The 13,385-nt window shown below is 38.0% G+C and carries 10 protein-coding genes; all 10 read right to left on the bottom strand.

Translation table 11 applies throughout. The features are described from left to right. Positions 1-79: 79 nt before the first annotated feature. The 10 genes from hemL to ACIQ2D_RS15780 all read right to left on the bottom strand — a co-directional run bounded on the left by hemL (position 80) and on the right by ACIQ2D_RS15780 (position 13,194). Complete coding sequence (gene hemL / locus ACIQ2D_RS15825) at positions 80-1,372, bottom strand: glutamate-1-semialdehyde 2,1-aminomutase (protein WP_402865680.1); 1,293 nt, start codon at positions 1,370-1,372, stop codon at positions 80-82. Continuing rightward, entirely contained in the window at positions 1,373-2,353 is a 981-nt protein-coding gene (gene hemB / locus ACIQ2D_RS15820) for a porphobilinogen synthase (RefSeq protein WP_402865678.1), read from the bottom strand. Next, positions 2,350-3,114, bottom strand: a complete 765-nt coding sequence (locus tag ACIQ2D_RS15815) for a uroporphyrinogen-III synthase (RefSeq protein ID WP_402865676.1) — start codon at positions 3,112-3,114, stop codon at positions 2,350-2,352. The genes hemB and ACIQ2D_RS15815 overlap by 4 nt, the downstream gene beginning before the upstream one ends. Then, positions 3,104-4,036 (bottom strand): hydroxymethylbilane synthase, encoded by a 933-nt coding sequence (hemC, locus tag ACIQ2D_RS15810; RefSeq protein WP_402865674.1) that lies wholly within the window; start codon positions 4,034-4,036, stop codon positions 3,104-3,106. Before hemC ends, ACIQ2D_RS15815 begins: the two co-directional genes overlap by 11 nt. Positions 4,037-4,054: 18 nt before the next feature. Continuing rightward, positions 4,055-4,882 carry a cytochrome c biogenesis protein CcsA gene (gene ccsA / locus ACIQ2D_RS15805; RefSeq protein ID WP_402865672.1) on the bottom strand — a complete coding sequence of 276 codons (828 nt, stop codon included), beginning with the start codon at positions 4,880-4,882 and terminating at the stop codon, positions 4,055-4,057. Positions 4,883-5,101: 219 nt separating this feature from the next. Then, positions 5,102-6,463, bottom strand: a complete 1,362-nt coding sequence (gene hemA, locus ACIQ2D_RS15800; RefSeq protein ID WP_402865670.1) for a glutamyl-tRNA reductase — start codon at positions 6,461-6,463, stop codon at positions 5,102-5,104. A 274-nt stretch (positions 6,464-6,737) separates the two neighbouring features. Beyond that, positions 6,738-9,647: a vWA domain-containing protein gene (locus tag ACIQ2D_RS15795; RefSeq protein WP_402865668.1), complete on the bottom strand. Its 2,910-nt coding sequence runs from the start codon at positions 9,645-9,647 to the stop codon at positions 6,738-6,740. Between the two features lie 17 nt (positions 9,648-9,664). After that, the gene (locus ACIQ2D_RS15790; RefSeq protein WP_402865666.1) at positions 9,665-11,107 is read right to left on the bottom strand and encodes an S-layer homology domain-containing protein; all 1,443 of its coding nucleotides are present in this window, start codon (positions 11,105-11,107) and stop codon (positions 9,665-9,667) included. A 93-nt stretch (positions 11,108-11,200) separates the two neighbouring features. Continuing rightward, positions 11,201-12,853: a hypothetical protein gene (locus ACIQ2D_RS15785; RefSeq protein WP_402865664.1), complete on the bottom strand. Its 1,653-nt coding sequence runs from the start codon at positions 12,851-12,853 to the stop codon at positions 11,201-11,203. A 167-nt stretch (positions 12,854-13,020) separates the two neighbouring features. Continuing rightward, positions 13,021-13,194: a YjfB family protein gene (locus tag ACIQ2D_RS15780; RefSeq protein WP_402865662.1), complete on the bottom strand. Its 174-nt coding sequence runs from the start codon at positions 13,192-13,194 to the stop codon at positions 13,021-13,023. Positions 13,195-13,385 lie beyond the last annotated feature (191 nt).

Here is a 13,385-nt window from a genome sequence, read left to right as displayed (position 1 = left end):
GGTGATGAGCCGAGTTATTAACAACTTTAAAAAAAGATAAAAGCCACCCAAAATGGATGGCTTTCAAACTATAGATATATTAGCGTGCTAATTGGGCAAATACTTTATGGAATGCTTCCACTGTTTGCGCAATATGTTCTTCTGTATGTGCTGTTGAGATGAATAACCCTTCAAATTGTGAAGGAGGTAGGAAAATACCTTCTTCCGCCATTAAACGGAAATATTCAGCAAACAATTGTAGGTCAGAAGTTTTTGCAGAAGCAAAGTCGATAACATCTTCATTTGTGAAGAAGAAGCCAATCATTGAGCCTGCACGGTTAACTGTATGCGGAATATTATATTTCGTTGCTGCGGCACGGAAACCTTCTTCTAATTGGTCGCCTAGTTTTTTGAAGTAATCATAAGTGCCTACATCTAAACGAGATAATGTTTCATAACCTGCTGTCATGGCAAGTGGATTGCCTGATAGTGTACCCGCTTGGTAAATAGGACCTGCTGGCGCAACTTGCTCCATGATTTCTTTTTTACCTGCGAATGCACCTACTGGCAGTCCACCACCGATTACTTTACCTAAACAAGTCATGTCTGGCTCGATACCGAAATAGCCTTGTGCACAACCGTAATCTACACGGAATCCTGTCATCACTTCATCAAAGATTAAAATCGTTCCATGTTCTTTTGTTAAGTCGCGTAAGCCTTGTAAAAATTCTGGTAGTGGTGGTACAACACCCATATTCCCAGCAACTGGCTCAACGATAACTGCAGCAAGTTCTGAACCGAAGCTTTCAAATACAGCTTTAGCAGACGTTAGATCGTTGTATGCTACTGTTAGCGTATTTTTCGCGATATCTGCAGGTACTCCCGGGCTATCTGGTAAACCAAGTGTTGCAACACCTGATCCTGCCTTGATAAGCAGAGAATCCCCATGACCGTGGTAAGAACCTTCGAATTTTAAAATTTTATCGCGACCTGTAACACCACGTGCAACACGAAGTGCTGACATCGTCGCTTCCGTGCCTGAAGATACGAAACGAATCATATCCATGGCAGGCAGACGGTCTAATACTAATTTAGCTAAGCGATTTTCAGTATAGCTTGGTGCACCGAATGATGAACCCTTTGCCGCTGTTTCAGCAATAGCTTGTACAACCTCTGGGTGCGTATGACCTAGAATAAGTGGACCCCATGATAATACATAGTCGATATATTCATTGCCATCAATATCTTTAATGATTGCACCTTTACCAGATTCCATGAAGATTGGGTCCATATTTACTGATTTGAATGCACGTACTGGACTACTAACACCACCAGGCATTAGATTTACCGCTTCAGCATATGCTTGTTTTGATTTTTCGTAAGAACGAGCCATTTATTTCTCCTCCAACCAGCGTGCTGCATCTTTTGCATGATACGTAATGATTAAATCTGAACCTGCACGTTTCATACCTAGTAATGTTTCAAGCACAACTTTTTTCTCATCAATCCAGCCGTTAATTGCAGCTGCTTTTACCATTGCATACTCACCTGATACGTTGTAAGCAACGATTGGTAATGTGAAGTTATTTTTAACATCACGAATAATATCTAGGTAGCTAAGAGCAGGCTTAACGATTAAGAAGTCAGCACCTTCAGCTACATCAGATTCTGCTTCACGGAAAGCTTCTAGACGATTTGATGGGTCCATTTGGTACGATTGACGATCGCCAAATTGAGGTGCGCCATCAGCAGCATCACGGAACGGTCCATAATAGCTTGAAGCGTATTTTACTGCATAAGACATAATTGGGATATGTTCAAAGCCAGCTGCATCTAATCCTGCACGAATAGCGGTAACAAAGCCATCCATCATATTCGACGGCGCAATAATATCAGCACCAGCTTGTGCTTGAGATACTGCTGTACGCGCAAGCAAATCTAATGAAGGGTCATTTAAAATTTGCTCTCCTTCAATGACACCACAATGGCCATGGTCTGTATACTCACATAGACAAGTATCTGCAATGACAAGAAGCTCTGGATGACGTTCCTTAACAAGACGTGTAGCCTCTTGCACAATACCATGATCGTGGTAGGCACCAGAACCGACCGCATCTTTTTCTGCCGGTAAGCCAAATAAAATGACAGCAGGAATACCTAAAGCAACGACTTCATCGATTTCTGCACCTAAGTTATCTAATGAAAACTGAAACACACCTGGCATAGAAGATACTTCATTTTTAATATTTTCGCCTTCGATGACAAATATCGGATAAATTAAATCCGCTTTGTGTAAGTATGTTTCTTTTACCATAGCGCGCATAGTAGCATTTGCGCGAAGACGACGATGTCTTTGAAATTGTAATTGAGTCATGTTCTCTGTTCCTCTACTTTCGTTAATTCCTCTAGTACAGCCTGCATCGTATATACACTTGGCTTCACATCTACCTTAGCACCGTGATTCGTAATGGCCGCTTCAGTAATATGACCAATTGCAGCTATACGAACCGCTTCCCAGCCAACAACAGATGCTATATCTAATGCATAAACATCCACCGCCGATGGACTCGCAAAGATAACTGTAACATCCTTGTTTTCACGAATACAATTAATAATAATTTGCTTGTGATCATGTCGTTCAAGTGTTTCGTAAATCGTCCATTCCTTTAGCTCAAATGGCAACCCTTCCTTTAAAGTTTTCTTCGCTTTTTCCCCGCGAATAAACAAGCAAGTAGGGTTATCTTCTGCCACGTTTGGAAATTCTTTGACAAACACATCAGCACTAAAAACAGATGGCATAAAGCTAACTCTAAAACCTAATGCTTCTAAAGCCTCTGTTGTTTTTGTACCGATCGACGCAATCTTCCCTTGAAAATGCTGTGCACTTAGATTAAATCTCTTTATCTTACTCGCAAACGCATCCACTGCATTTTGACTCGTAAAAATAAGCCAGTTAAATTGGCGTGCATATTCTAATTGCACACCATCATTTTGATCTATAAGTTCGCAAGTTTCAATCAATGGGGTAACTATTACTCGACCACCTAGCGTTGTAATATCTTCGATGATTGTGCTCGTTTTAGATGTGCCAGTTAAAATAATCATTTTACCTTGTAAAGGTAAATTATTGTGCATCTTGCTCTGCCTTCACACGTTGGATTAAATCAAAGGCTCCCTGCTCCGTTAAAATAGCTGCAAGCTCTTTACCAATCGTCTCTGCATCAGAGCCTACGACAGTTTCTTTATAAATAACCGAAGCATCTGGTGCTGCAACTAAACCTGTAAGAGTAATTTGTTCCCCATTTGTTTTGGCATACCCTGCGATAGGTACTTGACAGCCGCCGTCCATAGCCGCTAAAAATGAACGTTCAGCATGCGCTTCTTGCCATGTTGCACCGTCCGTAAGTTTAGCTAATTCAGCTAATAATTCCTCGTCATCTTTGCGGCATTCAATACCCAAAGAACCTTGTGCAACTGCTGGTAGGCAGTCTTCAATAGATAAAAACTCAGTTACAACATCATCGCTCCAGCCAAGACGCTTTAATCCCGCTGCCGCTAAAATAATTGCATCGTAATCCTCTGTTTCAAGCTTTGCTAAACGTGTATCGACATTACCACGAATCCATTTGATTTCTATATCTGGACGTACCGTCAATAATTGTGCACTACGACGAAGTGAACTTGTACCGACAACAGCTCCCGCTGGAAGATTTACAAATTTCACATGTCCTTTTGAAATAAACGCATCTCGTGCATCCTCACGTGGTGGGATACAGCCAATGACTAAGCCCTCTGGTAGTACAGCAGGCATATCCTTCATAGAATGTACCGCAAAGTCGATTTCCTTGTCGTAAAGTGCTTGTTCGATTTCTTTAACGAATAAACCTTTACCACCAACTTTTGATAATTGTACATCTAAGATTTGGTCGCCTTTTGTCAAAATTTCTTTTACTTCAAATTCAAATGGTGCTCCAGCAGCCTTAAGTTCATTAATGAACCAATTCGTTTGTGTTAATGCTAGCTTACTTCTTCTTGAACCTACGATAATTTTTCTCAACAGTCTCCAACCTTTCTCCTAATACCATAAATGGAATCGCGATAAGCTACTACCTAAAAAGAAATTGGCAATAACCAATAAATAAGCATAGATTTGCAACCACGCATATTTTGTGCCTGTCAGCTTACCTTTACGATTCACATATAAAATAAAACAATAAAGTATTAATAATATAAGGGACCCAATAATTTTAGCGTCAAAAATAAATAAGCTATCTAACGATAACAGTGCCCATTCAAATCCTAAAATTAAACTTACAAATAACAATGGAATCCCAACAAAAAACGATACATTTATCCAATCGCTAGTTTGCTGTAAAGAGGGCAAACGAGACCATAAATGCGTCAATTTTTTCTTCTTTAATAAGCGATATAACACTAAATACAATGTCGAAAACACAAATGCTAATGTAAATGCCGCATACGATAAAATCGCAAACGAAATATGAATAAAAAGCATTTCCGAGATTAATGTCTCCCCTACTGCCCCCGTTGGTCGTTTCGGCATAAATGTGAAAATACTAGCAAACACAAAGCCTAGTATATTAATGATAAATACCGGTAAATCCACTCTCGCAATACAATGAAGAATAATCGATAACGTCACGAGTAACCATGAGTAAAAGAGAATTCCTTCATATAACGACAAAATCGGAAAACGCTTCAGTTCAATAATAGTTAGTAATATTATTGCGCTTTGAATGACCCATACAAATGATACAAGCCAAAAGGCAATTCTTCTTGCACGAACTTGCTTATAAAAGTAATCGGTAAAGTAAAATACCAGACTGATCGCATACAAGACGATCATTACTTCATAGAGCCTTGTCGTTGTCAAATCAGCCAATAGACATCCCTTCTTCATGTAGAAAAGTGCCAAAGCGCCCGTCTACACCCGACAAGCGTTGGAGAATTCTCAGTTGAAAGTACACACTTACACTTTCAACTGAGAATTCGAAACGACCTCGAGGGTGTGGCGCTTTAGCCTAGACATTTTTAAAAAATAAAAACGTTTTCGTATCATTAGTTTACCACACAGATACGAAAACGCCTCATATAAATTCATTTATAAAGAGTACTTTGGTTGCATAGATGCCTGATGCTGCACATGCTCTTTGAGTTGTAGCTTTTGCTCGCTCATCGCATCAACTTCTGCTTCCACTTCATCTTCAATACCAAATATTTGTTGGAATAAACGTAACTGTTCATTTGCTTTTGGTGAATTCGCCATTTCTTTCGCTTGCAAAATAGGCTCTTTTAATAACTGATTAATTATAGATTTCGTATGTTTGCTTAAAATCTTACGTTCACGATCCGTTAACTCTGGCATTTTATTTTCAATGCTCATCATCGTTTCTTCTTGAATGCGATTCGCTTTTTTACGTAGTGCTGAAATAACCGGTACAACACCAAGTGTTGCAAACCAATCTTTAAACTGCACAATCTCTTTGCCAATCATTCGTGTTATGTCAGAAGCAGCTCGTTCACGCTCAGCTAAATTCGCTTCAACAATGCCTTGTAAATCATCAATATCATATAAGAACACATTCGGTAAATCCCCTACCCGCGGATCGATATCACGAGGCACCGCAATATCTACCATAAACAATGGCTTACCTTTACGCAGTCGATCGACAAATTCCATCAATTCATAATCGATGACATAATCTGTCGCACCAGTTGACGTAATTAAAATATCCGCTTCTAACAGCGAGCATTGTAATTCTTTCATCGATTTTGCCTCTCCGTGAAACTTTGCAGCTAAACTCTCCGCTTTCTCAAACGTACGGTTAATGACTGTGACTTTGCCAACACCACTACCGTATAGGTTTTCAATCGCAAGCTGACCCATTTTTCCAGCGCCCAAAATTGCAACATGCTTACGCCCTAATGAACCGAAAATTTTCTTCGCAAGTTCTACTGCTGCATAAGATACAGATACCGCATTTTCACCGATAGCTGTTTCGTTATGTGCTCGTTTTGCAAAAGTTACCGCTTGTTTAAATAGCTGATTGTAGACCGTACCTGTCGTCCCAATTTCTTGTCCATTCAAGAAGCTTTTTTTCACTTGACCTAAGATTTGCGTTTCGCCAAGGACCATTGAGTCGATTCCTGCAGTCACTTTGAACAAATGCTCTAATGCCGCATCCTCTTCTCGAATAAATAAATGAGAAGAAAAAGTCTCCACCGGCAAATTGAACCAATCAGCTAAAAATTGCTTCACAAAATGACGCCCTGTATGTAACTGATCTACCACCGCATAGATTTCAGTGCGGTTACATGTCGAAATAATGACGTTTTCCAATATACTTTTTTGTTTTTGTAGCGCTTCCATTGCCTGTGGTAGCTCACTCTCAATGAATGACAGCTGCTCACGAATTTCAACAGGCGCTGTTTTATAATTCAAGCCTACTACGATGGTATGCATGAATAACACCTCACACGTTCTAATTCATAAATAATATTATAGCATAGTTCGACAACTGTTCATCTATATATTTGTGAACATGTCATGTAAAAATTACCACATTAGAATTATTATAAACTGAGTGTAACAAACTAAACAGTCGGTTTCAATATATCTGTTTAGATTAGTTAAGTCTTTGCATAATTGCACCCATTATGACGTTTCATTTTCTTATTAAATGCAATAAAAGTAAAACTGCCCCTAGAAAAATACTAGGAGCAGCTAAACTTACCTATTAATTTGAAACTTTCACCTTTTTCGATGATAGTAAATTATTGTCTTTATCGTAAGCGATAAATTCAACTTCTGTATTGATCTTGAAATCTTGCATAACCTGTACATTTTTCGTCAACATAAAGACGCTATCACTTCGCTTCGTTAAATCAAACTGAATATCACCACTGACAGACGAGTAACGCACAACAACACGGTCAACGCCTGGGCAATCAGAAGGAATACGTGCGTTCATCGTAATAATACCTTTACGTATTGTTACTGTCGATGAATCAAATAAATCTCCACCATTTAAACAGCTTGGATATACTTTTTTACATAAAATCGAGTCAATAATTGTTTGATACGCTTTATGGAATTGCATTTGATTTGAAGCATGGAAGTAAGTTCCGCCAGTCTCATCAGCTAATTGCTTCAATACTTTTTCATTAATTTGTGATTTTTTACCCATGCTCACAGTATAAACTTTAATCCCTTGTTTTTTTGCTGCAGCAATTGTTTCATTCAAACTTGATCTGCTTGTTTTTCCATCCGACACAACTACAATTGATTTTGATGTTTTCTGATCAGCTGAGAACTTACTCATTGCTAGTTTTACACCAGTAAAAATATCTGTAGCACCAGCGTCTTTTTCATTTTCGAATAAGTTACGTGCTAATACCGTTGATGTATCGCCTTCTCCTAATACTCGTGCTTTAGTGTTCGTTTTAATAACAATATTATTTTTCGCATTAATCTGTTTGATTAAATCATCCGTCTTTTTACCTCGATAGTTTGTTGGGTCAACTGCACGCATCGATGCAGAATAATCAACTACATAGGCTACTTCAGAAGCTAGCGAACATACATTTTCTGAGAAGTAAGGATTTGTGAAAATTTGTTTGGAAATCGTTTTATTTGTGATGTCCTTTAAAATCATTGCATAACGTGGATCAACTTTGTTGACTAGTTCTGCTTCTATTTTTGAATCTCCGTAAATGATCGAATCAAAATACGCAACAGCTGTACCTGGATGACCCGTGCCTGTTAAGTAGTCTGATGTGTTCGTTACAAATGAGGCTGTTTTTTCGACACCATCAAATGTAATTTTCACTGTACCTTGATAGTCCGTCACAATATCTCCACCAGGACTTACAAGTGTCACCATTACTTTTGTATATCGGTCTTTCCCATTTGGTCTTGCTGCTTCTTCAGCACTTTCCTTCAACGCCTCAACACGTTTTTTATATGCTTCTACTTGACCTAGTAATTTACCACCTTGATATTTAAGCAATACAGTACGGTCATAGTTACTTAAATTACTTAAAATATTATAGATAGCTATGACACTATCATAATGCTCGATTGTTAGCTTTTTTTCCTCCGGCATATGACTCATTAATTGGATAATCGAGCCTACCGGGTTGATATTTTCTACTTGTGAAGCAATCGCATCATCAATTCCTTGGATACGATAAATCGGAAGACCTTGGTCATTAATCATATACATGATTTCGGTCTTAGCTGGTTTTGTCACCGAATTTTTTAAACGATAATCGAGTATTTTTTCAAACAAATACACCGAAATATCATAGTTTTCAAATTGTAATTGCGCTCCTTCGTAACCGAGTGCTGGATAGGTTGCATCATTGCCGCCGTATTGCAAATATTTATTTTCAACTACGCCTAAAGCATTCGTTACATTTGTTTGCTGCCCGATACTAAATTTCTTTTCACCCGGATCAATCCAGTGCACATCAACAAGGTTTTCTGTAAAGTATTCAGGTAATTTTGGACGCTCTACGGGTGGTTTTGGTAAGCCTCCCTCCGTATCATCTAAATTTTTCGGATCATAGACTTCAAAGTTAATGCGCATTTCTGCCTTTGGTGCGTAACGAACATTAGCATTTAACTTTTCTCCAACAAGACATTTCATACTTGGATCTGTGTTGTTTATTAATTCAAAAGAAATTACATCACGCGCAGATTTTGTTAACGCCGGTGCAACAACGATGGCAGAAACACTCGAACCATCTGATTGAACATTTCGAACAGTTTCCCCACTTGCATCGACAATCTTTGCACCATGTGTAGATGTTACACGGAACGTATACGATTTATCATCGGCGATCGGGTCACCATTACATGCTTTTAATGAAACTGTTATTAATGTTCTATCTTCATCGTTTGCAATTAAATCTGGTTTTTCAATATCAATCGATTGTAGCGCATTGTTTACATATGGAGGCCCTACAAAATCGTTGTCATTATCATTAGGCTCTTCAAATTCCCCACCTGTTGAACCCATGAAGCCCGGTGGTAATGTGATTTTGTCATTGTCGCGCCCAGATGCCGCTTTCTTTAAGCCTTGTACAGCAAATGATGCATTTTGTACGCCACGATATAAAAATACTGCTAAATCGCCACGTGTTAGCTTTGTAGATGGATTAAAATCAGCAAATGTTTTTTTGCCAGTAGATCCTGTTGAAATATCATTAATATATAGATATTGCACCGCTTGAGGCTCGTCTAAATCTAAGCCTTTAAACGCAGCGTAAATACGTGCAAACTGTCCTCGCGTAATTGTTTTCGAACGATTCGATGCAACAAATGTACCTTCCAACGGTAAGTAAAATTCACTATAGAAGTTATAAGCAACACTCTCGTTGTAAGTTAACGCATAGTTTTTATCCAGTTTAGAGAACATCGTCACGACATCTCGTTCAGCAACCTGTCCGTCTGGCAAAAAATTATTTGCGCCATTTGTCGACATTAAATCGTTGTTGATTGCCCATGAAATTGCTCCATATTTACTATTTGTCGTAGGAACATCTTGAATATTCGTAGCTGCTTGTGTCGTTGCGGGCACAACAGTGACAAATGTTAGCACGAAGCACAATAGTAATAAAAGTGCTTTTTTCACATGTCTCATTTATTCAAATCCTTTCCCTAGTCGAAGAATAGTACATCGTCTCTATGATTTTGTTTTAGGTCATTTTCTAAATAATTTAAGAAGCGCTCTAACACTACCGAAGCCTGTGCTCGTGTTAATGATTGGTTCGGATTGAATCTTCCAGTTACTGGATCGCCCGTCATTAACCCTAATTCGTTAACGATATAAATACCATCACGAGCATAATCTGGAATTTGGGCATCATCTGTAAACTTTGTAACATAGCCTGGATTTGGTGCTTTATTTTCTAGACCTAACGCTCGTACAAAAATGGCAGCTGCCTGCGCACGAGTAATCGGGTTATCTGGTTTAAAGTAGTCTGGCGTTACACCTTTGATAATGCCTTTTTTTACTGCAGATTCAATATATGCGTAGTCCTTCATTGTGCGTTTAACATCTTTAAAAATACTAGTAGTAGGTTTTTTCGATTTCTTTTCTTCCATTACACGTAAATCGACCGCTTTCCCGATTGCAATTGTAAAATCGGCACGTTTCATCGGCGTGTTTGGCGAGAAGAAGTTACTTGCATCTTCATAAATTCCTAAAGAATATAATTTTTCAATCCCATCCTTCGCGTAATGATTTGATATATCACGGAACTTCGGAATAATTAGACGTTCAATCGTCGGCATATATTCTGTATTTAAGTCTAGTGTACCTGTTGAACCTGACCCTAAATTATACGTATATTCAGAAAGAACATCTTTTTCACTTACTACTGCGTAGCCTCCATCAAAACTTGATAAATCAGCAGGATTATCTTCGTAGTTTAAAACTCGTGATTTACTAGTCGATAAGCGGTTTTTCACATGCCCTGTTGTCCCATCACTATTCGAAATGACCATTTCTGTAATTTGCGTTTCTGTCGCACCCCAGAAGTTCTCATATCCTACATGACGACTATCTGTTTCGATAGTAATTGTTTTAGTAGGTTGGTTTTTCTTGCCTGATGATGTATACGTTTTTCGTGAAATAACATTTCCTGAGTAGTAATCAGATGCTGCACGATTATCCGTTACAGTACCTTGTGAAAATTGAAAATCTGCTAAAGTGTACGTTACACCAGCGATGACAATTTTCTCAGAATATTTTTTCACTACACCATTCGCCGTTTTTTGACCAATCGTTGTGTGATCGACTACATCAGATTCATATGAAACCGTACGTGAAAGCGTATCACCACTGCTAGAAGTTAGTTTCATATTAAACGTTTCTGTAATTTTTCCCTTAGATTCTTTTTCTGTGATTTTTACATTTTTACTTGTGCCTGTAAATACGACTGGTTTCCCTGAGATAAATACGGCTTCTTCATATGTATACTCATTTTTTACTGCTCCAGTTGTTTCTGGTGATGCAGCTGATGCATCTACTTGTATTCCCATCATCATGATGATGAGAGCAAGACATGATATACAAATTCTTTTTATATACTTTTTCATGAGATGTTGTCCCTCTCTTTCATCTTTCAACCTATTTACTAGAATTGAAAGCGGAGATGGCATGTGAAGAATCTCCACATGCCGTCTTCACTATTAATCGACTAAAATAAAGTACCCTTTTACAAAATTATTCGACATAACTACTAAACGATCTGATGGTTTTAAGTCAGAAGGCTGAATAACTTTGCCTGCTTTAATAATTGTTGCTTGATCGATATCCATATCGATTACTTCCCCTGCTTCGTACCAGCTTCCGTTCATCCATTGACTAACACTCTTCACATTAATCACTGCCGGGAACGTCGATTTTACTGATTGAAGTTTACCAACTAGCATACGCTGTGCCACTGGTGTTGAATTATCTAAGATATGAATTGCTTGTACATGACCATCCTTCACATAGAAGTAACCGTATTGGTCTTCGTAAAGGTATAATTCAATATCAGGTACGATTGTATACGTTTTGGCATCGTCATTAACTTTTGCCTTTGTCGAATTACTAATCGATAGCACTTGCCCATCTGTATCTTTAAAGACGTTCGATTCAATCTTTATAGCATCGTCTATTTCAATTAAATAGCCATCAGCTTGTACTAATTTTCCATAGTATAGATCATGTGTTGCTAAGTTTGGTGACATAAAACTATCACTAGTTACTTGAACCACTTGTGCATAATGATCACGGACCGCACCATCAGAGACAACAAATGCTGTACCGTAAGCCATTAAGCCTGTTGGTTCAATTAATCTTCCGTTACGAATTAAAATTGAACCATCATGATAATACATACGACCTGCTGATTTTAGCGTTAAGAACTGATAACTTGTATCTACAGCTGTCATTGCTTCATAGTACGTACGTTCATTGTTTTGAAGGACAACAATTTTCTCGATAACTTCCTTACCAAATTGCTTTACAGTTGCGTAATACGCTTCACTACCAATGTAATTTTTCAACTGACCTTTTTCTATTTTTTTATTGCCAACATAGATAGGTACTTTTGAAGTGAAAGACATAGTAGACAGTTCTGAGGTTGGCCCATTTCCAAATTGCCAATTCTCTAAAGCGTGTTGATTTTTCACTGTAAGTTTATTACTATTTGCATTGACTGTTTGAATTTCGCCTTTATACAGATTTTCAACCAATGTGCCAGACACACTAATTTCTACCTTCGAAACGATAGATGTACCAGTATTGTTTAGCCTTAGCTTGACGCGATCACCGATATACAGCGAGCTGATGTCAACAGCGGATGAATTTTTTTGATATGCTGTGTCTTTATTAATATAGTAAGTTGTTTCTTTCCCAACATCCGGCTTCACCATGATGTACATACCTTTTGGGTCGATACTTGTTACGACACCTGCGATTGTTTTCGAGTTTTGCGCAACGGTTGTCGATTCTTCAGAGACATTTGAAGTTCCGCGTAAAGCCACTACACGTCGAAGTGATACTTCCGCCTCAACCTTCATGCCCATCTTAAAGCCGTCAATCGTTGTTTCTGTATTATTAATATAAAGTAAGACATCGTTGTTGATGTTGAATGTGACTGTACGTCCGCTATTATTTTGTAATGTAATTTTACTAAGCTGTTTTTCTACTTCCCCATTTGCATTTGTATACTCTGAATAAGTAACATCAACAAATGTTCCAGTTACTTGCTGGGCAGCTTTTACAGAATGTCCTGTTGGTAACGCTACCATTATAAGCAAAAGAACTACTAGTATGTATGATATTTTTTTCAACTATTCCTGCCTCCTAAACGTATGTATTATTCATGAATAGTATAGCTCATCTATTGCTAGATTTCTTATTCAAAAAGTTGTATTTTCCCAATTGATTTCACAACTTACTTTACTTTATTGAATACAAAGATAGAGGTAGCTCCCAACTTCAAGCTACCTTTCCATTATCATACTTGAATGTCAATTGTATGTCCTGCAGTCGGATGTGGAGCATCTAACATTTCTACGAGTTGTGCTGTATTTTGTTGTTGCATGTCCATTGCCTGCTTTGTAACAGCTAAAGATACATTTTGCATTAAATTTGCTTGATTCATGGCAATTGATAACGCTGCGATATCCATTCACACACCACCTCCTATCTACTTTATCGGCCAAACATTTCATACATCAAGTATTTTTACAGATTTCTACATAAAAAAAACATCTACATCGTTAAATTGGGACTGACCTAATAACATGAGACAAATAAAAACACCTTTCATTGAATAACGGGTATTTAAACCTGAAATAATCAATGTGGAGGTGTTTTTCT

Source organism: Lysinibacillus sp. NPDC097287 (assembly GCF_044761695.1).
Taxonomy (GTDB): domain Bacteria; phylum Bacillota; class Bacilli; order Bacillales_A; family Planococcaceae; genus Lysinibacillus.
The sequence above is the reverse complement of the archived record's forward strand: the minus strand, read 5'-3'. Positions and strand labels throughout refer to the sequence as shown.

Bases quoted from the DNA above. Each gene is read 5' to 3' on its own strand.
- hemL (WP_402865680.1), bottom strand. From the start codon at position 1,372: ATGGCTCGTTCTTACGAAAAATCAAAACAAGCATATGCTGAAGCGGTA.
- hemB (WP_402865678.1), bottom strand. From the start codon at position 2,353: ATGACTCAATTACAATTTCAAAGACATCGTCGTCTTCGCGCAAATGCT.
- ACIQ2D_RS15815 (WP_402865676.1), bottom strand. From the start codon at position 3,114: ATGCACAATAATTTACCTTTACAAGGTAAAATGATTATTTTAACTGGC.
- hemA (WP_402865670.1), bottom strand. From the start codon at position 6,463: ATGCATACCATCGTAGTAGGCTTGAATTATAAAACAGCGCCTGTTGAA.
- ACIQ2D_RS15795 (WP_402865668.1), bottom strand. From the start codon at position 9,647: ATGAGACATGTGAAAAAAGCACTTTTATTACTATTGTGCTTCGTGCTA.
- ACIQ2D_RS15790 (WP_402865666.1), bottom strand. From the start codon at position 11,107: ATGAAAAAGTATATAAAAAGAATTTGTATATCATGTCTTGCTCTCATC.
- ACIQ2D_RS15780 (WP_402865662.1), bottom strand. From the start codon at position 13,194: ATGGATATCGCAGCGTTATCAATTGCCATGAATCAAGCAAATTTAATG.